Origin of the sequence: Halorubrum sp. CBA1125, assembly GCF_009742825.1 — an archaeon.
In the GTDB taxonomy this organism is placed as follows: domain Archaea; phylum Halobacteriota; class Halobacteria; order Halobacteriales; family Haloferacaceae; genus Halorubrum.
Genome location: NZ_WPCE01000027.1, coordinates 1 through 21,694, shown reverse-complemented (window position 1 = coordinate 21,694; position 21,694 = coordinate 1). Strand labels below are relative to the sequence as shown.

Annotated in this window: 19 protein-coding genes and 1 pseudogene; 9 read left to right on the top strand and 11 right to left on the bottom strand. The window is 68.0% G+C overall.

All coding sequences use genetic code 11. The features are described from left to right. Positions 1 to 254 precede the first annotated feature (254 nt). The gene (locus GJ633_RS04810) at positions 255 to 590 is read left to right on the top strand and encodes a hypothetical protein (RefSeq protein WP_156587630.1); all 336 of its coding nucleotides are present in this window, start codon (positions 255 to 257) and stop codon (positions 588 to 590) included. Between the two features lie 59 nt (positions 591 to 649). Here GJ633_RS04810 and GJ633_RS04805 read toward each other — a convergent pair whose 3' ends face one another. Further along, positions 650 to 841 (bottom strand): hypothetical protein, encoded by a 192-nt coding sequence (locus GJ633_RS04805; RefSeq protein WP_156587628.1) that lies wholly within the window; start codon positions 839 to 841, stop codon positions 650 to 652. A gap of 219 nt (positions 842 to 1,060) precedes the next feature. Between GJ633_RS04805 and GJ633_RS04800 the strand changes: the two genes are divergently transcribed. Continuing rightward, a complete protein-coding gene (locus tag GJ633_RS04800) occupies positions 1,061 to 1,678 on the top strand; it encodes a hypothetical protein (RefSeq protein ID WP_156587626.1) in 618 nt (205 codons plus the stop codon). 83 nt (positions 1,679 to 1,761) lie between these two features. Here GJ633_RS04800 and infB read toward each other — a convergent pair whose 3' ends face one another. The 3 genes from infB to lwrS form a co-directional block, all read right to left on the bottom strand. Further along, entirely contained in the window at positions 1,762 to 3,555 is a 1,794-nt protein-coding gene (infB, locus tag GJ633_RS04795; protein ID WP_156587624.1) for a translation initiation factor IF-2, read from the bottom strand. Positions 3,556 to 3,689: 134 nt separating this feature from the next. Next, positions 3,690 to 4,271 carry an HAD hydrolase-like protein gene (locus GJ633_RS04790; protein ID WP_321168911.1) on the bottom strand — a complete coding sequence of 194 codons (582 nt, stop codon included), beginning with the start codon at positions 4,269 to 4,271 and terminating at the stop codon, positions 3,690 to 3,692. A 128-nt stretch (positions 4,272 to 4,399) separates the two neighbouring features. Continuing rightward, entirely contained in the window at positions 4,400 to 4,768 is a 369-nt protein-coding gene (gene lwrS, locus GJ633_RS04785) for an LWR-salt protein (protein WP_156587622.1), read from the bottom strand. A gap of 65 nt (positions 4,769 to 4,833) precedes the next feature. Between lwrS and uppS the strand changes: the two genes are divergently transcribed. After that, complete coding sequence (uppS, locus tag GJ633_RS04780) at positions 4,834 to 5,856, top strand: polyprenyl diphosphate synthase (protein ID WP_156587620.1); 1,023 nt, start codon at positions 4,834 to 4,836, stop codon at positions 5,854 to 5,856. 192 nt (positions 5,857 to 6,048) lie between these two features. On the opposite strand, the gene GJ633_RS04775 is transcribed toward uppS, so the two are convergent. Further along, positions 6,049 to 6,507: an NOB1 family endonuclease gene (locus GJ633_RS04775; protein ID WP_156587618.1), complete on the bottom strand. Its 459-nt coding sequence runs from the start codon at positions 6,505 to 6,507 to the stop codon at positions 6,049 to 6,051. Next, positions 6,507 to 6,752, bottom strand: a complete 246-nt coding sequence (locus GJ633_RS04770) for a PRC-barrel domain-containing protein (RefSeq protein ID WP_156587616.1) — start codon at positions 6,750 to 6,752, stop codon at positions 6,507 to 6,509. The genes GJ633_RS04775 and GJ633_RS04770 overlap by 1 nt, the downstream gene beginning before the upstream one ends. A 121-nt stretch (positions 6,753 to 6,873) precedes the next feature. On the opposite strand from GJ633_RS04770, the gene GJ633_RS04765 reads away from it, so the two are divergent. Next, positions 6,874 to 8,400: a carboxypeptidase M32 gene (locus GJ633_RS04765; protein ID WP_156587614.1), complete on the top strand. Its 1,527-nt coding sequence runs from the start codon at positions 6,874 to 6,876 to the stop codon at positions 8,398 to 8,400. 111 nt (positions 8,401 to 8,511) lie between these two features. Here the strand turns inward: GJ633_RS04765 and GJ633_RS04760 are convergent, their stop codons facing one another. From GJ633_RS04760 to GJ633_RS04750, 3 genes are all read right to left on the bottom strand, one after another. Further along, positions 8,512 to 9,534 carry a nitrogen regulation protein NR(II) gene (locus GJ633_RS04760; protein ID WP_156587612.1) on the bottom strand — a complete coding sequence of 341 codons (1,023 nt, stop codon included), beginning with the start codon at positions 9,532 to 9,534 and terminating at the stop codon, positions 8,512 to 8,514. 99 nt (positions 9,535 to 9,633) lie between these two features. Further along, positions 9,634 to 11,814, bottom strand: a complete 2,181-nt coding sequence (locus tag GJ633_RS04755; protein WP_156587610.1) for a PAS domain S-box protein — start codon at positions 11,812 to 11,814, stop codon at positions 9,634 to 9,636. Between the two features lie 81 nt (positions 11,815 to 11,895). Continuing rightward, positions 11,896 to 13,068, bottom strand: coding sequence for a 3-dehydroquinate synthase II (locus GJ633_RS04750; RefSeq protein WP_156587608.1), 1,173 nt, complete (start codon positions 13,066 to 13,068; stop codon positions 11,896 to 11,898). 275 nt (positions 13,069 to 13,343) lie between these two features. Between GJ633_RS04750 and GJ633_RS04745 the strand changes: the two genes are divergently transcribed. The 5 genes from GJ633_RS04745 to GJ633_RS04720 all read left to right on the top strand — a co-directional run bounded on the left by GJ633_RS04745 (position 13,344) and on the right by GJ633_RS04720 (position 19,775). Beyond that, positions 13,344 to 15,404, top strand: coding sequence for a glycoside hydrolase family 15 protein (locus GJ633_RS04745; protein WP_156587606.1), 2,061 nt, complete (start codon positions 13,344 to 13,346; stop codon positions 15,402 to 15,404). Between the two features lie 333 nt (positions 15,405 to 15,737). Beyond that, positions 15,738 to 16,010: a hypothetical protein gene (locus GJ633_RS04735; RefSeq protein ID WP_156587604.1), complete on the top strand. Its 273-nt coding sequence runs from the start codon at positions 15,738 to 15,740 to the stop codon at positions 16,008 to 16,010. Positions 16,011 to 16,373: 363 nt separating this feature from the next. After that, complete coding sequence (locus GJ633_RS04730) at positions 16,374 to 17,276, top strand: DUF4129 domain-containing protein (protein WP_156587603.1); 903 nt, start codon at positions 16,374 to 16,376, stop codon at positions 17,274 to 17,276. A 16-nt stretch (positions 17,277 to 17,292) separates the two neighbouring features. Then, positions 17,293 to 19,284: a DUF58 domain-containing protein gene (locus GJ633_RS18090; RefSeq protein ID WP_321168910.1), complete on the top strand. Its 1,992-nt coding sequence runs from the start codon at positions 17,293 to 17,295 to the stop codon at positions 19,282 to 19,284. 56 nt (positions 19,285 to 19,340) lie between these two features. Next, positions 19,341 to 19,775 carry a hypothetical protein gene (locus GJ633_RS04720; protein WP_156587602.1) on the top strand — a complete coding sequence of 145 codons (435 nt, stop codon included), beginning with the start codon at positions 19,341 to 19,343 and terminating at the stop codon, positions 19,773 to 19,775. On the opposite strand, the pseudogene GJ633_RS04715 reads toward GJ633_RS04720, so the two are convergent. Both GJ633_RS04715 and GJ633_RS04710 read right to left on the bottom strand, forming a co-directional pair. Beyond that, positions 19,772 to 20,757: pseudogene (locus GJ633_RS04715) on the bottom strand (AAA family ATPase). The gene GJ633_RS04720 and the pseudogene GJ633_RS04715 overlap by 4 nt on opposite strands. Before the next feature lie 183 nt (positions 20,758 to 20,940). Beyond that, the coding region (locus tag GJ633_RS04710) for a Coenzyme F420 hydrogenase/dehydrogenase, beta subunit C-terminal domain (RefSeq protein ID WP_197431235.1) at positions 20,941 to 21,694 on the bottom strand (754 nt) is incomplete at its 5' end.

The window sequence follows — 21,694 nt, the reverse complement described above, 5'->3', positions numbered from 1 at the left end:
CGCGTCGGCGTCGCCCTCGGTCGCGCTGGCGGCAGCCCCGACCTCGTCGCCGTCGCGGGCGGCCTCGTCCGTCGCGTCTCCATCGTCCTCCCCGCCGGCGAAGTCGGTGAAGTCCTCCAGGGTCATGCCGGAAGGACCGTTCCGGGACCCGAAAGCGTTTCCCCCTGTCGGGGCCCGCAGGCGCGGTCGTTCCCGATCTCGTCGTGACGGGCTCGCTGCGCACTCCTTTTCACGCTCGGCCGCCTACGTCGGACATGATACTCGTTCGCGGCCGCGGCGGCGGGACGGAGCTGACCGGGTCGGTGTTCGAGCGGGGCGAAGAGCCGCCGACCTACGACGGGGCCCCCGACGAGGACGCCCCCTACGTCTGGGTGTGCGACTCCTTCTACCAGGTCGAGAGCGGCGGCTCAGCCCTTCGCGTCGACGGCGAGGAGATCCGCGTCGCCTTCGAGGAGCCGATGCCGCGCGGGTTCGACACGCGCGAGCAGGCGGTCGAGGCGGCCCGGGAGCACGTCCGGACCCAGTTCGCCCGGATCGGGGTCGACCCCGAGACGGTCGAGGTCGAGGTGACGAAAGCCGACCCGGCCTGAGGTGGCACGCGGCGATGCGAGTGGTTCGGGTGGCTCAGGCGCCGCGCCGACGCGGCCGCTCACGCCTCGTCGTCGGCGTCGCAGACGCCGAGCGGGAGGTCGTCGGTCGCGGCCGCGTCGGCGTCGAACCCCTCGTAGGCGTCGTCGATGAGGCGAGCGAGCTGCGCCTCCGGGGTCACGCCGCGGGCGGCCGCGAGCGCCGCGAGCCGCTCGTACTGCTCGGACGGGACGGAGAGCGAACGCGCTTCCATACCCGACGCTCCGTGCCGAATCCATAAAAGCAATTGGTCGAACTCCGCCGCCAACGACCCGACACGATCCGTCGTCTGTTCGTTTCCAGACTCGTTCGCTGATCGTCCGTCCTCGTATCACGAAGAGAGATGTTGATATCCAGTCTGCACTGACCGTCGCGACCCGCAGTGCGAGCCCGGGCGGACGCTTAAAAGCCCGCGCCGCCAACGACGACCCGAATGCCCGGACGATCCCCCGAGGACGGGCGCACGGTCGATCCCGCCAGTGAATACGACACCGCCGGCGACGTCGATTCGTCCGGCGATGTCGATTCGTCTAGCGACATCAATGCATCCGACGATATCGATCCGTCCGACGACGTCGACCCCGACGTGAAGCGACGGCTGCGGGAGGCGTACCTCAACGACGCGTCCGCGGAGCTCGTCGTGACCGCGGTCCGGTCCGTCGAGGACGAGGTCGTCGTCGAGTTCCGGCCGCCCCACGGTGGAGCGACGCACGTCGAGCGGTTCGACGCGCCGCGGGACGGCTCGCTCTCCGAGTCGACGGCCTTCGTCGACTTCCTCGACGCCGCGGGCGTCTCGCCGCTCGACGTCGACGGGCTGGTCGGGACCCGCGTCCCGGCGACGTACGACCCCGAATCGGGGTGGCGGCTCGCCGAGTCGTACGCGCCGGCCGCCGCCAGCGACGCCGACGGCACCGCCGACCGCTCCCCCGTCCGAACCGCGTGGCGGCGGGCGAGCGACTGGGTGTGGGCGTATCGCTACTGGCTGGCCGCGGCCGCGCTCGTCGGCGGCGAACTGCTGTTCGTCGCCGTGATCATCGTGCTGTACGGGTGAGACGCGCTCGGGAGTGGGTCCGATCGACCGGCGTCGGGTCGAGGTGAACCGTCACGCGGCGTCCGGGGGCGACCGCGCGCTCGTCACTTCCCCCAGAACGGGTCCCGCTTGCGCTTGGTGTCGAGGTACGCCGAGAGCGCCTCGCGCTCGTCGGCGGTGATCTCCTCTTTCAGCTCCTGTTCTAAGATCTTCGCGTGCTTCTCGGGCAGCTCCGTCCAGAGCGTGTCGCCCTCCTCGATGTCGCGGCCGACGGTCGGGCCGTCGATGGCGATGCTCACGCGCTCGCCGGCGCGGGCCTCGTCGACGTCGTCGCCCTGCTTCTGGATGCCGGAGAGGCTGCCGACGCGCTCGAACTCGTTCCCGTCGAAGTACCCGACGTTGCGGTTGTTCTGGACGGTCCCGGAGATGACCTCGACGCCGACGACCGCGGGGTCGTTCTGCCGGAAGGTGTGGTCAGGGAGAATCCGGAACCGGGCGGGCCGGACGACCTTGTCGAGGACCGTCTCCTGCTGGGCGCGCTGGCGCTCCTCGACGTACGTCTCGTAGTCGTCGACCAGCTGGTAGATGACGTCGTTCTCGAACAGCTTCACGTCCGCGTTCTCTAGCTCCGGTTCCGCGTTCTGGAGGAGATCGACGTTGAACCCCAAGATCGCCTTGTGTTCGTCCTGGTTCGCCGTCTCGGCCACGGCGATGTCGCGGGGGGCGACGTCGCCGACCTCCGCGCGCAGGATGGGCACCTCCGCCTCTCGGAGGGCGTTCGCCATCGCCTCCAACGAGCCGAGCGTGTCCGCCTTGACGACGACCCCGTCCTCGGCGGTGTCGACCTCGATCTCGGCGAGTTCGGCTTTCACCTCCTCGATAACCTCCTCGACCGGGCGGTCGCGGACGACCCGGACCGGCGCGCCCGCCATCGCCTGATCCAGGTCGGGCGCGGCGATCTTCACCCCGGCCGCGGCGCCGACCTCCGTGACCTTCTCGAACTGTTTCTCCGTGCGGATCTCTTCGAGGGGGCGCGGCCGGAGCAGCGCCCGGATCTCGGTGACGATCGGCTCGTTCTGCCCGCCCACGACGATCGTGTCGCCGTTGCGGATCACCCCGTCGTACACGACCGTGTCGATAGTGGCGCCGAAGCCCCGCTCGTCTTTCACCTCCAGGACCGTCCCCTCGCCGGGCCCCTGCACGTCGATCGCCATCTCCTCTTTCATGAACCGCTGAGAGAGGCCCATCAGGACGGTGAGGAGGTCCGGGACGCCCTCGCCGGTGAGCGCCGACAGCGGGACGACCCCGATGTTCTTCTGGAAGTCCTGCACGCGCCAGTACAGGTCGGCGGAGAAGCCGGCGTCGGAGAGCTGGCCGATGATCTCGTAGAGGTTCTCGTTGAGCATCGACTCGGCGCGCTCGGACTGCGCCTCCAGACTCCGCTGGATCGGTTCGCCCTCCTGGGGGTTCCAGCCGGGCGTCGTGTCGGCCTTGTTGGCGGCGACCACGAAGGGCGTGCCCGTCCGGCGGAGGATGTCGATCGCCTCCTCGGTCTGCGGTTGGAAGCCGTCGTTGACGTCGACGACGAGCACCGCGATGTCGGCGAGCGCGCCGCCGCGGGCCCGCAGCGTCGAGAAGGAGTGGTGACCGGGCGTGTCGATGAACAGCAGTCCGGGGAGGTCGAAGTCGTCGGGGTCGACGAGCTCGCCGGCCATGCGCGAGATCGTCTCGAGGGGGATGTCGGTCGCCCCGATGTGCTGGGTGATGGCGCCGGCCTCGGACTCGCTGACGGCGGAGCCGCGTATCGTATCGAGCAGGCTCGTCTTGCCGTGGTCGACGTGGCCCAGCACGGCGACGATCGGCGTCCGAAGGGTGTCCGCGTTTGTGTGTTCGCTCATGGATGATCGCCCCGAGAAAGTCGGTTACCGTCCGTTCGGCCCGGCCGTCAGTTAAGCCTTTCAAAACGCTGTCGCGGATCTGCGGCCCGCAGGTGGGGACAGACGGCAGGGTGCCGCAGGGCGTTCACGACGCGTCAAACCAGCTCGTCGAGCCGGTTGACGCGGCGGTCGCCGAGCACGCACCGCCCGCGGTCCGCGTGGCCCACGCGCTCGACGTGGACCGCGTCGAGCCCGGCGTTCCACGCCGCGCCGACGTCGCTCGCGCCGTCACCGGCGTAGTACCCGCGGTCCGCGCGGGGATCGACGCCGATCTCGGCCATCGCCAGCTCGATCGGGTCCGGGTCTGGCTTCCATCCCGTCTCGTCGGTACAGCACACGACGGCGTCGAAGCGGTCGCGGAGGTCGAGCCGGTCGAGCACGGGGTCGGCCAGAAACCGCTGGCAGTGCGTGACGAGCCCCGTCGGCCCGCCCGCCTCGTCGACGCGGGCGAGCAGCCGCGCGGCGTCGTCGTGGAGGAACGTCGCCTCGGCGCGGGCGATCGGGTCCTCCTCGCGTGGAACGCCGGCCAGAACGCGTCGGGGTCGACGCCGATCTCGCGAAGCGTCTCGCCGCGGGCCCCGCCGATACCGTGCCAGAGGACGTACGCCTCCCGGTCGGAGAACCGACGCCCGAGCCTGTCGCCGACGCGGTCGAAGACGCCGCGGGTGTACGACCACTCCGCGTCGACGAGCGTCCCGTCGAGATCGAACAGGTGGAAGTCGTAGTCGGCGAGCCCCATCGGACCTCCGGCTACGGGACCGGTCGACAAGTGCGTTGCGGGCGGTCGCTCCCGACCGCGCACCCCTCACTCCTCGCGGACGTGGATCGACGAGCCGAGGTACTTGTGGAGCGCCTCGTCGACGGAGTCGGCGTTGAAGCGGGCGAGGTCGGCGGCGATCGCCGACCGCAGCGCGTCGACGTACGCCTCGTCGGCGCGGAGTTCGCTGAACGAGGCGGCGACCACTTCGACGCCGAGCCGCTCCGACGCGAGCCGCCGGAACGACGCCTCGTCGCCCACCTCGCCGCGCCAGAGCCGGTCGCGGAAGAACAGCCAGCCCGCTTCGCCCGGGTCGGCCGCCGGGAGTTCCATCGTCGTCTCGAACCGCTCGGGGTCGACCGCGGCGCCGTCCGGGTCCAGCCGGAACGCGACGCCGAACACGTAGGCGGCGTCCATCGGCGTCCGCCACGGCCGGCCGAAGAATAAAGGTACATACCCGTCGGACGTGTGTACCAAGACACATGTGGACTCGCCTCCGCGGCCTCGCCGAACGCGCGTATCGGCGCCACCTCCGCCGCGAGATCGACACGGTCCCCGACCACGTCGCCGTCATCCAGGACGGTAACCGACGGTACGCCCGCGAGCGCGGCGCCGACGCCCCCGAGGGCCACCGCGCCGGCGCGAACACCACCGAGCGCGTGCTCGACTGGTGTGCCGACCTCGGCGTCGCGGAGCTGACGCTGTACGCCTTCTCGACGGAGAACTTCTCCCGGCCGGACGAGGAACTGGAGCCGCTCTTCGACCTGCTCGAAGAGAAGCTGCACGAGTTCGCCGACGCCGATCGGGTCCACGACCAGGGGGTCCGGGTGCGGGCGATCGGCGACGTCGACCGACTCCCCGAGCGCGTTCGCGACGCGGTCGCGTACGCGGAGCGACGCACCGCAGAGAACGAGCGCTTCACCCTGAACGTCGCGCTCGCGTACGGCGGCCGAACCGAACTGCTCGACGCGGCGCGGGGGATCGCCCACGACGTGGCCGACGGGGATCTCGACCCCGCGGACGTCGACGTCGCGGCCGTCGAGGACCGGCTCTACGACCGCCCCGTCCGCGACGTCGACCTCATCGTGCGGACGGGCGGCGACGAGCGCACCTCGAACTTCCTCCCGTGGCACGCCAACGGTAACGAGGCGGCCGTCTACTTCTGTGCGCCCTACTGGCCGGAGTTCTCCGAGGTGGACTTCCTGCGCGCCATCCGGACGTACCAGGCCCGCGAGGAGTCGTGGCAGCGCGCACGCGCCGAGCGCGCCGTCGCGCTGATCCGGGCGCTCGCGGCCGTGGAACTGAGCGAGGCCCGCGACGTCGCCGGTCGGCTCCGCGAGCGGATACCACAGCTCGACCCGGAGGCCGGCGAGACGGAGCCGTGGCGGCTCGACGGTCTCGACGCGGAGGGGTCGCTGGCCGACGCGGAGGCGCCGCTGGTCGACGCGGAGGCGCCACTGGTCGACTCGGAGCCGATCGACGCCGACGCGGAGACCGCCGACTGACACGTCGGTCTCGGTTTCGACTCCGTTTCGCCGCTCCGAACGTGCTTCAGTCGACCGAGTCCGCTTCTGCCGACGCGGATCGGCCACCGGCGACGCCCGTGACACACGGATCGCCGCCTCACGCCGCGGACCGTCCTGAACCGTCCCAAACCGTCCCGAACCGTCCCGAACTATCTCGAGCCGCGGCCCGCCTCACGCCGGGTTCTTCCGGGTCAGGTCGCTCCCGCAGATCGGACACCGCTCTCTGTTCTCCTCGAAGGTCCGGTTGCAGCCGACACACTGGAAGCGCCACTCGCGCTGTTCGGTGATCCCGTCGCGGGCGATCGGCTCTACGTCGATGTCGAGCCGCTCCGCGACGTTCTGCATGGCGTAGTCGTCGGTGACGAGCGTGGCGCTCAGCTCCAGCGCGGTCGCGATCAGTCGGATGTCGGTGTCCGACAGCTCCGCGGCGTCGCCGGACCCCTTCGCCGCCCGGCGGACGTTGTCGATCACTTCCGGCGCCGGGACGTGGATCGTCATCCCCGACCCCTCCATCGCGTCGAAGCGGAGCGCTCCCTCCCCGGTCAGTTCCTCGTGGACCTCCGGCACGGAGACGACGTCGTCGTCCGTGGTGTACTCGTGGATGAACGCGGACGTGTCGAGGACTTGCATCAGCGAGCGACGACGATGTAGTCTTTGACCGCCTGTACGTTCGCGACCGGAACCTGGATCCGTCCGGCGTCGTCGACGTCGAACGCCGTGCGTCCGCGGTCGAGCTGTTCGTGCGGGCTGACCAACAGGTGGTTGAGTTCCCCCGATTTGAGGTCCATCGTGATGTTGTAGAGGTCGCCCAGTTCGGTGCCGTCGGCCGTCATCACCGCTTTCCCGGAGAGGTTCTCCGCGAGGATGTCTACCATGTCTGCACCGTCCCCGCCAACGGTCTTAAACGCCACGGGGCGTCTGACGGAGGGGAGACGCGGGCGACGGTCGGTTCCGCGGTCGGTCCCTTCTTTACCCCGCGGCGCCGATCCGCGAGGCATGCCAAACGAAGCCGCGACAGACCAGACGGCCGACGCCCCCGAGGCGTACGACGCCCTCCTCGACCGCGTCCGCCGGTGGAACACGGTGGACAGCGCCGCCGGCGTGCTCGGCTGGGACCAGCAGGTGATGATGCCCGAGGGCGGGACCCCCGCCCGGTCGAAGCAGCTCTCGACGCTGTCGTCGCTCCGCCACGACCTGCTGACCGCCGACGAGACCGGCGCACTGCTCGACGCGCTCGACGACGCCGATCTCTCCGACGAGCAGGCGGCCGTCGTCCGCGAGATCCGACGCGAGTACGAGCGCGCGGACGCCGTGCCCCGCGAGCTCGTCGAGGAGATATCCGAGACCAGCTCCGAGGCGTTACAGGCGTGGGAGGAGGCGAAAGCCGAGGGAGACTTCGAGGCGTTCGCGCCGTACCTGGAGAAGCACGTCGAGCTGAAACGGGAGTACGCGGAGCACGTCGACCCCGACCGGGACCCCTACGCGGTGCTCTTCGAGGAGTACGAGCCGTGTCTCTCCATGGAGCGTACGGAGGCGATACTCGACGAGCTTCGCGAGGCGCTCGTGCCGATGATCGACGCGATCCGCGCGTCGGACGTCGACCTCGCGAAGGACACCTTCGAGGGGACGTTCCCCGAGGCGGACCAGGAGGCGCTCGTTCGCGACGCGCTCGAACTCGTCGGCTACGACTTCGACCGCGGTCGGCTCGACGTCTCCTCGCACCCGTTCACCGCCGGCAACCAGTTCGACTGCCGGGTGACGACCCGGTTCGACGAGTCGGACCCGCTCTCCGCGGTCGGCTCGACGATCCACGAGTTCGGCCACGCGCAGTACGCGCTCGGGCTCCCGCAGGAGCACTTCGCGACCCCGCTCGGCGACGACCGCGACCTCTCGGTCCACGAGTCGCAGTCGCGGCTCTGGGAGAACCACGTCGGGCGGAGCCGGGCGTTCTGGGAGCTGTTCCTGCCGACGTTCACAGAGCGGTTCCCGGAGACCGAGGACGCGACCGTCGAGGACGCCTACGAGGCGGTCAACCAGGTGTACGAGGACAACCTCATCCGCGTCGAGGCCGACGAACTCACCTACCACCTCCACATCCTCGTCCGCTTCGAGATCGAGCGCGACCTGATCCGGGGCGATCTCGCGGTCGAGGACGTCCCCGCCGTCTGGAACGACAAGTACGAGGAGTACCTCGGTATCCGCCCCGACACCGACAGCGAGGGCTGTCTGCAGGACATCCACTGGGCCCACGGCAACTTCGGCTACTTCCCCACCTACTCGCTCGGCTCCGTGATGGCCGCACAGCTCTTTTCCGCCGCCGAGGACGACGTCGCCGACCTGGAGGCGAAGATCGCCGACGGCGAGTTCGCGGACCTCCGCGAGTGGCTCGCCGAGAACGTCCACCGGCACGGCTCTCGGTACGAGACGAACGAGCTGGTGAAGCGCGCGACCGGCGAGGACTTCGCCGCGGACGCCTTCCTCGACTACGTCGAGGCGAAGTACGGCGAGCTGTACGACCTCTAATCCTCGGTCGAGGTTCGTTCGGACCGCGTGAGTGTCCCGTCGGATTCTCACCGGTCGCGGTCGATACCCGAATCTCGACCCGCACCCAACCCGACCTCGACCCGCACCCGATCAGAGCGCGAACTCGAAGCACGCGCCGCCCTCGTCGCTCTCGGTCACCGAGACGTCCCACCCGTGCGCCTCCGCGATCCGGGCCACGATCGAGAGCCCGTATCCGGTTCCGCCCGCGCTCGTCGAGTAGCCGTACTCGAACACCTCTCGGCGGAGATCTTCGGGGATTCCCGGCCCGTCGTCCGAGACGTACAGCGTGTCCCCGTCGGGCGTTCGACCGACGCGGACCGTCACGTCGCTTCCGGCGTGATCGACCGCGTTTCGAAAGAGGTTCTCGAGGAGCTCCCGGAAGCGGCTCTCGTCGGCCTCGACCGTTCCCACCCCTGGATCGACCCATAGCGTGGCCCGGCCCGTGTCCACGTTTCGCCACGAGTCGCGGACGGCCTCCTCGACCGCGACGGTCTCGGTCTCCCCGATCGATCGTCCCTCCTTGGAGAGCGCCAACACGTCGTCGACGAGGGCGTCGATCCGGGAGAGCGAATCGGAGACGCTCTCCAGCTCGGGGATGTCGTGTTTCTCCCGGGCGATGTCGGCGTACCCGAGCGCGACCGACAGGGGGTTGCGGATGTCGTGAGCGAGGATGTCCGCGAACTCGTCGAGGCGGTCCTTCTGGTCGCGGAGCTGTTCTTCCCGGCGCTTCCGCTCGGTGATGTCGCGCACGATCCCCGTGAAGTACTGCTCGCCGTCGTACTCGTGTTCCCGGAGGCTGATGAGCGTCGGCACCTCGTGTCCGTCCTTGTGTTGGGCGGGGAGTTCGATCCCGTCCCAGTCGATGTTCCGATCGCCCGTCCGGACGTACGACGCGAGCGCCGACGCGTGGACGGGCTGGAGTCGTTCCGGGATGATCTTCATCTTCGAGCTCCCGATCAGCTCGTCGGGCGGGTATCCCAGGATGTCCTCGATCGCCGGGTTGGCGTAGACGATCTCGCTTTCGGCGTCGATCGTCAGCATTCCCTCCGAGGCGTTCTCGACGAGGGTCCGGTAAAAGTCGTCGGAAGCGGTGGGAGGGAGCGGCGATCCCATCGTGTTACGAACGGAGTGGCTCCCGATAGTTAACCGTTGAGATCGGCCGTCTCGAGGGGAACCGGAGGCGCCCGACGCAGCCGGTGACGTGCGACCGACTCATCCGGTGACGATCTCGAACCGGACGCCGTCGAGTTCGACTCCGTCGGTGATATCGATCTCCCAGCCGTGAGCCGACACGATCTGGCGGACGCTCGCCATCCCCATTCCCTTCCCGCGGGATTTCGTCGAGAATCCGGGCGTGAACACGTCTTCGCGGTGGTCCGGGTCGATCCCGGAGCCGTCGTCCTCGTAGAACACGCCTCGTTCGAAGCCGCCGACCCGGACCTCCACGTCGTCGGGCCCGTGTTCGACCGAGTTCCTGACGAGGTTCTCGAACAGCCGCTGGAGCGCGTCGGCGTCCGCGTCGACGCGGGTGTCGCGTTCCACCGTGTACGAGGCGACCTCGGGAGGGTCGGTCGCGGTCCAGACGCGGTCCACCAGGGGGCCGAGTTCGACCGGCTCGATGTCCGAGACGATATCGCCCGTGCTGAGGGCGTCCCCCAGGTCGCTCCGCAGGTCGTCGACGCGTTCGATCGCCTCCACCGCCCGCTCGACGTGTTCCAGGTCGCCGGATTCGAGGGCCAACTCCAGTCGCCCGCGAACCGTGGATATCGGGCTCTGAAGGTCGTGTGAAACGAAGCTCGCGAACTCGTCGAGGCGCTCGTTCCGCCGTTCCAGCTCGCGCGTGCGGCGCTCGAGTTCCCGGGTTCGCCGGTACCGTTCCGTCACGTCCTTCGCGGAGGCGACTATCCGCGTTACCGTCCCCTCGTCGTCGAAGACCGGCCGGAACGTGCCCTCGACGATCAGCGATTCTTCGTCGCCGTCGACCGGGTGCGTGGCGTCGTACTCGACGTACTCGCCGTCGGCCGCCTCGGAGATCCACCGTTCGACCGCCTCCCGCGAGTCGTCGGTCCACCACGGCGTCTCCGGGAAGGGCCGGCCGACGATGTCGTCGCGGTCGGCGTCGACGTACTCGATCGCCGTGTCGTTCACGTCGAGCGTGGTCCCGTCGGTGTCGAGGAGCCCGACGAGGAGGTTCGGATCGTTGAATATCGCCTCGAAGTCCCGTTCCGTCCGGCGGAGGTTCTCCTCGCGTCGTTTCAGCTCCGAGATGTCTCTCCCCTCCGGGACGAGAAGCGTCACCTCGCCGTCCTGGTTCGTGACCGGGCGGACGGAGAAGTCGACGACCGCCTCGCCGTCTTCCCCCTGGATCGTGATCTCCTCCCGGTAGAGCTCTCCGTCGTTCGCCGTGTCGACCGCCTCGCGGGCCGCCCGCCGCGCATCTGGTTCCGACTGGAACCACGGTCCCTCCCACAGCGGGAGGCCGACCACCGCCTCGCGGTCGACGCCGGCGAACGAGAGAGACGCGTCGTTCGCTTCGAGTATCGTTCCGTCGGGGGCGGTCAGCCCGGTGAACTGGTACGTGTTGTGGAAGATCGCCTCGAACCGGCGTTCGCGGCGCTTCGATTCCGTGATATCGGTGATGAACCCCTCGATCCTCTCGACGTTGTCCGCGACGCCCGGAACCGTGCGGCCGCGTTCCCACACCCACTTCGTTCCGTCGTCAGCGGGCCGGATCCGGTACGTACACTCGAACGGTTCGTCTCGTTCGATCGACGCTTGCACCTGATTCCAGACCTCCTCCCGGTCGTCCGGATGGACGACGTCCTCGCCCCACACGAGATCGCCCTCCTCGAACCGCTCCGGGTCGTAGCCGGTGAGCCGTTCGAACTCCCCTTCTATCTCCTCCATCGGCCAGCCGGGTTCGTTCTCGCACCGATACACGACCCCCGGAAGGTTGCTGACGAGCGTCTCGAGGCGTCGTTTCTGGCGCGTCACCGCCCGCTGTGACCGATACCGTTCGACGACGTTCTCGATCCGGTTCGCGAGGAGGGTGTACTGGTCGGTCCCGGGCTCCTTCTGGAGGTAGTCCGTCACGCCCGCCGAAACCGCCTCGCTCGCGATCGTCTCAGACCCCTTGCCCGTGAACAGGATGAACGGGAGCTCGGGTCGTTCCTCGCGGACCGCCTCGAGGAGCTCGATCCCGTCCATCTCCGGCATGTCGTGGTCGCTGACGACGCAGTCGACCTCGCCTCTCCGTGTCGCCTCGAGCGCGTCCGTCGGGCTCGTTTCGGTTCGCACGTCGATCCGCTCGCTCTTCCGCTCCAGAAACTCGGACACGAGGTCGGCGAACGCCCGATCGTCGTCGACGTGGAGCACCTGAATCGAGCCGGTCACGGGGGCGAATTCCCCGAGGAACGTAATAGGCGTTGTCCACTCGACGCGAAGAGAGCCTCGCCGACTCCGCGAGGGAGGCCGTCACTTCTCGATGATGCTCTCCTCGACGGCCTCGCCGAAGTGACGCGCGACGTCCTCGTAGTAGACGAGCGCCTCGTCGCCGACGTCGAGGTCGGTGACGGCCTTCCGTCCCTCGCTCGTCGCCACCTTCACGGTCTCGGCGTTCTGGATGAGCGTCTCGACGCGGTCGGTCCCCTCCTCGGTCTCGACTTCCGCCTGGACCCGGAACATCGGCCGCTTCTCGATCTTCACGCGGCCGACGATCGCCTCGCGGGTGTGGCCGTCGGTGTCGACGATCTGCACCTCGTCGCCGCTCGACAGCTCGGCGAGGTAGTTGGTGCCGCCCTCCGCGTTGCGGACGTACGCGTGAACGGCGCCGGCGTTCACGCGGAACGGGCGGGACTCGACGTACGGTGACTCCGCGGTCTCGGCGTGGACGAAGAAGAGCCCGCGGGACATCGATCCGATCAGCATCCCCTCGTCGTCGTCCATCAGCGATCCGGTGTCGATACAGACCCGGTCGGCCATCCCCGTCTGCTCGACCGCTGTCACCTCGGCGTGTCGGAGGTCGAGCCGCTCGCGGTCGGCCGCGTCGCGGGCCTCGACCGCGCCGCGGATCTCGTCCGGCGAGTCGGCGTCGAGGAGGACGCCGTCGGCGCCGATCTCCAAGGTCTCGAAGGCGGTTCGCGCCTCGGCGGCGGTCGTCGCGCCCGCGACGAGGTGGGTCTCCTCGCCGACGCGCGCGATCAGGTTCTCCAAGGGGATGATCGACCAGTCCTCGCCGACGACGATGGTGTACTCGGCGTCCGCGGCGGCCTCCTCGGCGAAGCGCTCGTACTCGGTGCCGAGCACCCGGACGTACGCGCCCTGCGCGCGGTCGTCGCGCCGGCGGACCGTCGAGAGGTCCGCGGAGCCGGAGAAGTCGTCGGGGAGGTCGATCGTTCCGTCCCCCTCCCCGCCCTTGCCGACGAAGTACGCGTCGGCCTCGGCGTCGCTCTCGGCGTCGTCGATCACGTCGGCCTCGGACCGGAACGCGGCCACCTTCACGTCCCCGAGCTCACGGACGCGCCCGACGTCGCCCTCGTCGACGAGAACCCAGTCCGCGCCGGCCTCGATGGCGGCCGTGATCCGTCCCTTGCGCGTCTCCCAGTCGCCGACGCTCCCGTCGGCTTTCACCCAGACCGTGCGTGTCATTGTCGACACCTCGCGGCGGGCGGGCTTGAAAACTGCGAAAGCGACGGGGTTCGCGACGCGCGCCGTTGGCGGTGCGACGGTGCGAGCGAGGTATCGGCGCGATCCGGGGTTCGTCCGGTGCTGATCAAACACCACAGAGGGGCCGACCCCGTTGTTTCCCCGAGTTACGGCGAGGCGTTCCGGACGGTCTGTGGGAACCGAAACCGGATCTTGCTGTGTGATGCCACTGCACACTCGAAGAAGACTCATTAGCCGACGAACAGATACCCGCTCCGATGACCGAACCACCAGCTGATTTCTCCGTCCCCAGCGACAAGGACGCCATCACGAGCACGCCGGCCGGCCAGAGCCAACACGTACTGGTCACCGCGAACCGATACGCGGACAACCCCAGAGTCGGGTACGACGGCGCGATCATCGAAGAAACCTCCGCGTTCAGGTCCGACGTCGAGCTGTTCTACGATCTCCACACGCTCGTGTGGGACCGCGAGCTCGGTGAGACGCACGACGGACGGAACGACGCTGTCGCGAGCGCGCTCGACTGGGCGTCGTCGACAGTCCCGGAACTGAAGCTGGAGAACCAGTTCAGATTCGGTGACGGGACCGAGGCCACGATCCGACAAGACGTGGTCGCGAGTTCGAACCAGTGTTCCATCCTCGTTCGAAACACCGCGGACTTCGATTCGTCGCACGAACGCACGCTGTTCACGGTGTTCAACCTCGGCATCAAGGGCCACAGCCACGAGGACCCGAACGCCGTTCAGTCGGCACGCGTCGTCGACGCCGAAGAGTACGACGCAGTGACCGCAACCGACGGCACGCGACATCTCGCGTTCGTGCAATCCCACGACGGTCGTCGTCGGTTCGACGGCAACCGTATCGGTATCGCCGGCGAGTCGACGGGACCCGACCGAAGCGCGTGGGCCGACGTGTACGAGGAAAACGATGGGTGGATCGACTCGACGACCTCCGGTGTCGGGGACCTCGACGCCGGATTCGGCTTGTTTGCCGGGGACGCCGAATCGGTCACGTGGCTCACCGCGATCGGCTTTGCACGGGAGAGCGAGGCCCGCGCCATCGAACACGCGCTGGACGCGCTCGACGCCGGATACGACGACGAACGGAGCGCCTTCGTCGACGCGTGGACCGAATGGAGCGACGGGATCCGGACGGTGCGCGCCGGCGACGAGTTCGTCGAGGACCTGTACGACCGGTCGCTGACGAGCCTGAAATGCGCAGAGGACCACTGTCAGGCGATGATCGCGGGGGCGTTCAAGCCGACGGATATGACGTACAAGTTCATCTGGCCACGGGATCAGGTGATCATCGTTCAAGCGCTCCTCGCCGCCGGCGCGGTCGACGAGGCCGAACAAGCGCTCGACTGGCTCGACCGCGTGCAGATCTCCGACAGCGACGACGTGACGCACGACGATCGGGGGATCGACCGACGGGGAAGCTGGTGGCAGAACTACTACACGACCGGCGAACCGCACTGGCGTGCGCTGCAGCTCGACCAGGTCGGCGGGCCCATCTACGCCCACTGGCTGCTCTGGCAGGAGACCGACGACGCGCTACTCGACGCTCACTACCGAATGAGCGAACGGGCGGCCGAGTTCCTCCTGGAGTGGGACAACGGCTACGGATTCCCGCGGAAGCACCAGGATCCGTGGGAGGAGGTATGGGGCTACTCGACCGAGGGAAGCGCCGCCGCGATCGCCGGGCTCCGCTGTATGGCGGAGATGGCGGCGGCCGTCGGGGACGACGCCTTCGCCGCGGCCTGTCGTGACCGAGCGAGCGTGTGGGCGGACAACTTCGAGCGGTACTGCTTCCGCGAGGGGACGAGATACGGGGATCACTACGTAACTGCGGGCGAACCCGAGCACGGAACGCCCGCCCCGGACGGCCGACCGGACGCGGCGGCGTTCATGGCCTACTGGCCGTGGAACGTGCTCGGTAGCGACGACGAGGGACTCGTCTCGACCGTCAAACTCGCTGACGACACGGCCTGGCGGGCCAGCGATACGCCGTGTGTAGGGCGGTATCCGGGAGACGTCTATACCCCGAGCGGGACCGCCGAGGACGGCGGCTGGCCGCTGTGTGAGGCGTACGCCGACGTGGTCCGGTGGCAGACGGGCGTCGATCCCGCCGCCGTCGAGGAGTACGTGACGGACCACGCGGGGGCGTGGACCACCTCGGCGAACCTGCTCCCCGAGCGAGTCGACGGGGACGGCACCGTCAGTTGGAACTCGAACCTCCAGTGGAGTCAGGCGATGTACGTCCTCCTCGTCGAGAGTCACCTCCGCGAGGAGCCGTACGGGATGGCGCCCGGCGAGTAGGAGTTCGGTGATGGAGGGAGCGACGGAACTCGATCGGTGCTGCGTGAGAGCACACGATCGAGACTGCACGGACGGACGGCGGATCAGGCCAGCAGTTCGCTCGCGACGACGACCACGCCAACGATCCCGAACACGACGCCGAGCGTCGGTTCCATGACCTCGCTCGGAACGTACTTCCCCACGCGCGTTCCGAGTCTCCGAGTTGACTGGCCTCGAGGACGCCGGTGTCGGCAGGTAGCCGACGGCCGAACTCACGGGATAAAAGTAACGCAGATATGTCCCCGTGGGGTCGGAACGCAATATCGTTTAATTCCTCATCATCGAATAGGAGATATGGACGACAACGTGACCGAACGCGAGCCGTCTCCCGACAGACAGGTGGCCGTCCCGGAGTCCTACGCGATCCACGTGGACGACGAGCGCATCACGGTGTGGCAGTATCGGGTCGACATCACCGATCCGGACGGCGACTGGCAGTTCGTCGAGCACCTCGACCGTGGCGACGACCCGAAACTCGCCATGGACTACGCGACGCTCATGCCGCCGACCGGGAACGGTTACTGGATATACAGCAAGTCCTACGACTGTGAACTCGACTGTGACTGATGTGACTGAACCCGTCGAATCACCCGACCCGATCGAAGACCTCGCCGAGCGGACACAGAGCGCGGCCAGTGCGAGGAGACACCCCCGATCTGCTCGCGGGTGAACCCGAAGCCCAGGGGTCCGGAGTCGAACCAGCACCCGAACGCGGACTGACCGCCGTAAGAAGGTTCATGAACCAACAGGACATACCACTCGTGAGATTGTCGTCGCACCACGAGATCGCCGTATCGACGCGCGACCGTCGATCGGTGACGGGACGTGGAGACCGCCACTTGGACCACAGGATGGGTATCTTCCGCCTGGACAGTCGACACCGGTCCAGACACAGTCGACACCGGTCCGGACACAGCCGATACTGAGCCGATGAAGGACACGACCCGATCTGGGGGACTCGCCGTACTCGCCGTGCTGGCAGTCGCATTTGCCGCCGCGACGCTCGACTCGACGATAGTTCCCGAGAGCGACGCTCCGAGCAGCCTCGCCGGGAGTGGTGAAAGCGAAGAGGGTGGCCTGATACCGCTTCCGCAGGCCAACGCGACGCCCGGCGAGTCGTTACAGGTCTCGGTTCCCACCGAGATACTCACCGTGTTAGCGGTTATCGTCGCGCTGGTGTTCGTCGTGTACGTGATCTTCTACTGGCGGGACGCTCTCGGACTCCTGCTGGCGGGTGCCGTTATGTTCGGGGTGTTATTCGTGCTGTTCGGGGTTCTGTATCCGGCAGCCACTCCCATACGTCCGCCGATGGTGGAACCGGGAAACGGGAGTATATTCGGTGGTCGCGGCGGCGGAACGGACCCGACCCAGACCGCTCCGCCGTCGCTGCTCTTCCTCCTCGTGTTAGGCCTCGCACTCGTTGGCGCCGCCGTCGCTCTCCGGAAAACGACGGCCGAGGACGGCGACGACACCGCCACGGAGTTCGACGACGACGAGACCGCGGATGCCGCAGCTGTCGGCCGAGCCGCGGGGCGCGCGGCCGATCGGCTCGAGGAGGAGAAGGAAGCGGAGACGGACGTCGACAACGAGGTGTATCGCACCTGGCGGGAGATGACCGACCTGCTCGCCGTCGAGGATCCCGAAACGAGTACGCCCGGGGAGTTCGCCGCCGCCGCCGTCGAGGCCGGCCTCGGCCGCGAAGACGTCACCGAACTCACCCGCCTGTTCGAGGACGTTCGATACGGCAACCACCGACCGTCCGACGAGCACGAACGACGAGCGCTCACGGTCTTCCGACGGATCGAAGAACGGTACGCGGAGGCCGACTCGTGAACGTGGGGGCCGACCCGTGAACTACCGACGCCTCGCGTCGCTCGTCGGGATCGCCGCCCTGGGATTCAGCCTGATTACGATCGTCTATCCCGGTCTCGTGGCGTTCAGTCTCGGTCCGAGCATCGTCTCGGGCATCGGTGTCCTCGCCCTCGTGCAAGCGCTTCGCGTCGTGCAGACCCGTCGCCACGAATCGCTCGACGAAGCCGCGACGCCCGACCCGGAACTCCCGGTCGGGACCGCGTCTCCCGGCGACGAACTCGAGACGGTGCTCAACCAGTTCCTCGGCAGCCGACGCACCTACTATCACCGGACCCGGATTCGCGAGGGGCTCCGTTCGGCCGCGGTGTCCGTACTCACGCAGTATGAAGCGTACACCGCGACAGAAGCGGAAGAGGCGGTAACGGCCGGAACGTGGACGGACGATCGCTACGCCGCCGCGTTCCTCGGTGGCGAGAACGCACCGTCACCGCCGCTGCGTCCGCGGCTTCGAGGCATCGTCCGACGGGAGGCCGCCTTCAATCAAGGCGTTCGACGCACCGTCGACGCGATCGCTGCGATGGCCGGAGCGGCGTCGGGGACGACCGAAGGAACGGTCGACATCCCCCGCCGCCGCGACTCGGGTCGCGCGAACGCGGGTGCTGACCCTCCTCAGATCCAGTACACTACGGCGACGGGCGACGAGATGGCCCAATTCGACGACGAGACTGAAGCGATCGTCTCTCGTGTATCCCACTCGACGGGACACTGGCGAGGCGTGAGCGCGGTTGCACTCGTCGGAATCGGCGTCGGTATTCTCGTTGAGCAGCCCGCGGTACTGCTTGCTGGCGCCGTCGGTATCGGCTTTGCCGCCTACGCCCGCTCGGCTGTGCTCTCGCCCGACAGCCTCCCGCCCGGTAGCGTGTCCGTGAGCCGAACCCTCGGCGCCGATCGGCCGGAACCGGGCGACGACGTCGAAGTGACGGTCACCGTCACGAACGAGAGCGACCGTGTGCTCCCCGATCTCAGGCTCGTCGACGGCGTTCCCGAAGCGCTCGCCGTCGCGAACGGGTCACCGCGGGTCGGCACGGCGCTCCGTCCCGGGCGGAGTACGACGTTCACGTACACGGTTACGGCCCGTCGAGGCGTGCACACGTTCGGCCCGACAGCCCTCGTGGCACGCGATCTCACCGGATCGGTAGAACAGGAACGGCTCCTCCGGGCGGAGACCACGCTGGCCTGCGTCCCGTCGCTCCGGCCGCTGGGAGAACCCGTCCCGCTCCGGGAACGCGCCACGCAGTACGTGGGACGGGTCGAGACTCGCAGCGGCGGCGACGGACTCGAATTTCACGCCACGCGGGAGTACCGACCGGGAGACCCCATGAGCCGGATCGATTGGAACCGGCGGGCGCGGACCGGAGAACTCACGACAGTCGAGTTCCGCGAAGAACGCGCCGCGACGGTCGTCATCGTGATCGACGCCCGAGAGACGGCGTACGTCTCGCCGGCGCGGCACACGCCGCACGCGGTGGACCGTGCCGTCGACGCCGCTGGACGGCTCTTCGCGACTCTGTCCGATTCGGGAGATAGAGTCGGTATCGCGGCGGTGGGCTCGGAACCCTGTTGGCTCGCCCCGGGTTCCGGCGTCGATCATCGCGTCAAGGCCCGAGACCTCCTCGCGACCCACCGCGCGTTGACACCGGTTCCCACAGCGACCCGTTCGACGACGAGTCGCTCGCGGAAACAGCTCAGAAAGCGCCTCTCCCCTGGAACGCAGATCATCTTCATCACGCCGCTCTGTGACGAGTACGGCGGCCGGTTCGCTCGGCGACTCGACGAGTACGGGTATCCCGTCACGGTCGTCGCTCCCGACCCGACTGTCGACCGGGCGGTCGGGCACCGCCTCTCGCGGGTGGCACGGACGCTTCGGCTCACGGCGCTTCGGAGAGCCGGCATCCCGGTCGTCGACTGGTCGTGGGACGAATCGGTCGACGTGGCGCTCGCCCGACACAACGAGCGGGGGTCGCGATGAATCCGATCGATCGATCCCCGTCGCGTCTCAGTAGCTGGATCTCGGCGAGCGCTGCGTTGGTCGCCCTAGGGGCGAGCGGCTTCTACTCGTGGGGCGCGCTCGTCGCCGGCACGCTGGGATTGCTTCTGCTCCTCTCTGGGCTCGTTCGCGGATCGAACGCCGCGGTGACCGTCGGCGCGTTCGGCCTGTTCCTCGGCGGCGTCACCGCCGGCGTACAGAGCGCCCCCACGGTGCCGGTGCTCGTCAGCGTCACGTTCGCCGTACTGGCGTGGGACGCCGGAGGAAACGCCATTAGCATCGGGAGACAGCTCGGTCGGGAGGCCGACACGATCCGCATCGAAGTAACGCACGTGGCCGCAAGCGGTCTCGTCGGCGTGGTCACGGTGGGACTCGGCTACGGGCTCTACCGAACCGGAACGGGTGAGCAACCGGTCGCGGCCCTCGTCTTCTCGGTACTCGCAGCCGTGTTGCTGATCGAAGCGCTCGATTAGTCGGACGCCCTCGATTCGTCCGAAGTACTCGATTTGTCGACCGTCGGTACCTGTATCTCGTCGAGAACGCCGTCGATTACCGCCGTCTTCTGGACGTCGTTGACCCGGGCGTCGGCCGTCAACACGAGCCGATGGGCGAGCACCGGTCGAGCGATCGTTTTCACGTGATCCGGGGTCACGTACTCCCGCCCGGCGATGACCGCCCGCGCGCGTGCCGTTTCGAACAGGCGCTGCGTGCCGCGCGGCGAGACCCCGACGCGACCCGCGGATCCTCGCGCGTCGCCCGAGTGATGTCGAGGATGTACCGGATGAGATCGTCATCGACGCGCACCGTCTCGGGGACCCGTTGAACTGCCCTGACCTGATCGGGTGAGAGCGCCGACTCGACTGACGGGCTCCGTTCGACACGGCCTGCCCGCCGATACAGGAGTTCCGCCTCGCCGTCGTAGCTGGGGTACCCCATACTGGTTTTCACGGCGAACCGATCGATCTGTGCCTCGGGGAGCGCGAAGGTTCCCTCCTGTTCGATCGGGTTCTGTGTCGCGATGACGAAGAAGGGGTCCGGGAGTTCGCGCGTCTCGCCCTCGGCGGTTACCTGTCGTTCTTCCATCGCTTCCAGGAGTGCACTCTGGGTTTTCGGCGGGGCTCTGTTGATCTCGTCCGCGAGGACGACGTTGGCGAAGATCGGCCCCTCGTTGAACTCGAACCGTCGCTCGCGCTCGTCGAAGATGTGCGTCCCGGTGACGTCCGACGGGAGGAGGTCGGGAGTGAACTGGATGCGCGAGAAGGACAACCCCAGGGCAGTAGCCATACTCCGGGCAGTCAACGTCTTCCCCGTCCCCGGGACGTCCTCGAGCAGGACGTGTCCCCGGGCGAGCACGCCGAGGAGGACCGTTTCGAGAAACGACCGATCGGCGATGACCGCTCGTTCGACCGCCTCGAGAACGGCGTCACACCGCGTACTGGCTTCAGCGACGTCCATAGTCGTTGTTTCTGTGCTGGCGACTTAGTACCCTGTATCGGGACACGGCGGCGCCGATCGACCGAGTCAGTGGTCGTCGGAGTCAGTGGTTCCGGTTCGCAGGAAGCACCGAAACGAGAAACGATCAGCGAGAGGATCCGGACCGAGTCCACCGTCGCTGACCCCGACACCGGAGACGGGCCGCTAGTGGTCTGACTCGTGCGGATTGAGCGTCGTTCCGTACTGCTCGGCGTGTTCGGCGTACTCGATGAACCGTGGCGCGTCGGGGTCGAAGGGGCGCCGCAGCGACTCGAAGGCCTTCTTTTTGTCCCACGATTGCAGGCCGCCGATGGCCGACCGGTCCTCCAGGTCGTGGTAGTCCAGGTCGGGAGCGGTCAGTTCCCAGGCGTCTAACCCTTCTTCGGTGCGAACGATGACGCTCGAGTACTCGTCGCTGGAGCCGACCGACCCGACCGTGATGTCCGCACAGTAGCCGGTGAAGTCGGCACACTCGTCACAGCCCTTGAGGGCGGCGTCGTGGAAGTTCTCCACGTCCTCCTCGAGGATCAACTCGCCGTCGTGGTCGTAGGCCATCATCTTGCCGTGGAGGACGTCCATCTTGCCGATGTCTTCGGGATCGATGCCGCGCTGCTCTTGGATCTTATCGCCCATCAGGCGCTTGTAGTTGAAGTTCTTCGTGCACATCAGCGCGATCCGGTAGTCGATCGCGCGCACGCCCGCCTCCTGGCTCGCGTAGTCCCAGTCGAAGTCTTCGAGCGCGCGCACGCCCTCAATCTCGCAGGGGGTCCCGACCATCGCCAGCGAGAGGTCCTCCGGATCCTTGTCCGGCAGCTTGTGCTCCCACTGGTCGAGGCCGAGGTTGCCGAGCGCCATCGTCTGGTTGTAGAAGCTCCCCGCGTTCTCGACGAGCTCCTCCAAGCCCCTCCGCAGCGAGGGG

Coding starts and splice junctions, on each gene's coding strand:
- GJ633_RS04810 (WP_156587630.1), top strand. CDS start 255: ATGATACTCGTTCGCGGCCGCGGCGGCGGGACGGAGCTGACCGGGTCG.
- GJ633_RS04805 (WP_156587628.1), bottom strand. CDS start 841: ATGGAAGCGCGTTCGCTCTCCGTCCCGTCCGAGCAGTACGAGCGGCTC.
- GJ633_RS04800 (WP_156587626.1), top strand. CDS start 1,061: ATGCCCGGACGATCCCCCGAGGACGGGCGCACGGTCGATCCCGCCAGT.
- infB (WP_156587624.1), bottom strand. CDS start 3,555: ATGAGCGAACACACAAACGCGGACACCCTTCGGACGCCGATCGTCGCC.
- lwrS (WP_156587622.1), bottom strand. CDS start 4,768: ATGGACGCCGCCTACGTGTTCGGCGTCGCGTTCCGGCTGGACCCGGAC.
- uppS (WP_156587620.1), top strand. CDS start 4,834: ATGTGGACTCGCCTCCGCGGCCTCGCCGAACGCGCGTATCGGCGCCAC.
- GJ633_RS04775 (WP_156587618.1), bottom strand. CDS start 6,507: ATGCAAGTCCTCGACACGTCCGCGTTCATCCACGAGTACACCACGGAC.
- GJ633_RS04770 (WP_156587616.1), bottom strand. CDS start 6,752: ATGGTAGACATCCTCGCGGAGAACCTCTCCGGGAAAGCGGTGATGACG.
- GJ633_RS04765 (WP_156587614.1), top strand. CDS start 6,874: ATGCCAAACGAAGCCGCGACAGACCAGACGGCCGACGCCCCCGAGGCG.
- GJ633_RS04760 (WP_156587612.1), bottom strand. CDS start 9,534: ATGGGATCGCCGCTCCCTCCCACCGCTTCCGACGACTTTTACCGGACC.
- GJ633_RS04750 (WP_156587608.1), bottom strand. CDS start 13,068: ATGACACGCACGGTCTGGGTGAAAGCCGACGGGAGCGTCGGCGACTGG.
- GJ633_RS04745 (WP_156587606.1), top strand. CDS start 13,344: ATGACCGAACCACCAGCTGATTTCTCCGTCCCCAGCGACAAGGACGCC.
- GJ633_RS04735 (WP_156587604.1), top strand. CDS start 15,738: ATGGACGACAACGTGACCGAACGCGAGCCGTCTCCCGACAGACAGGTG.
- GJ633_RS04730 (WP_156587603.1), top strand. CDS start 16,374: ATGAAGGACACGACCCGATCTGGGGGACTCGCCGTACTCGCCGTGCTG.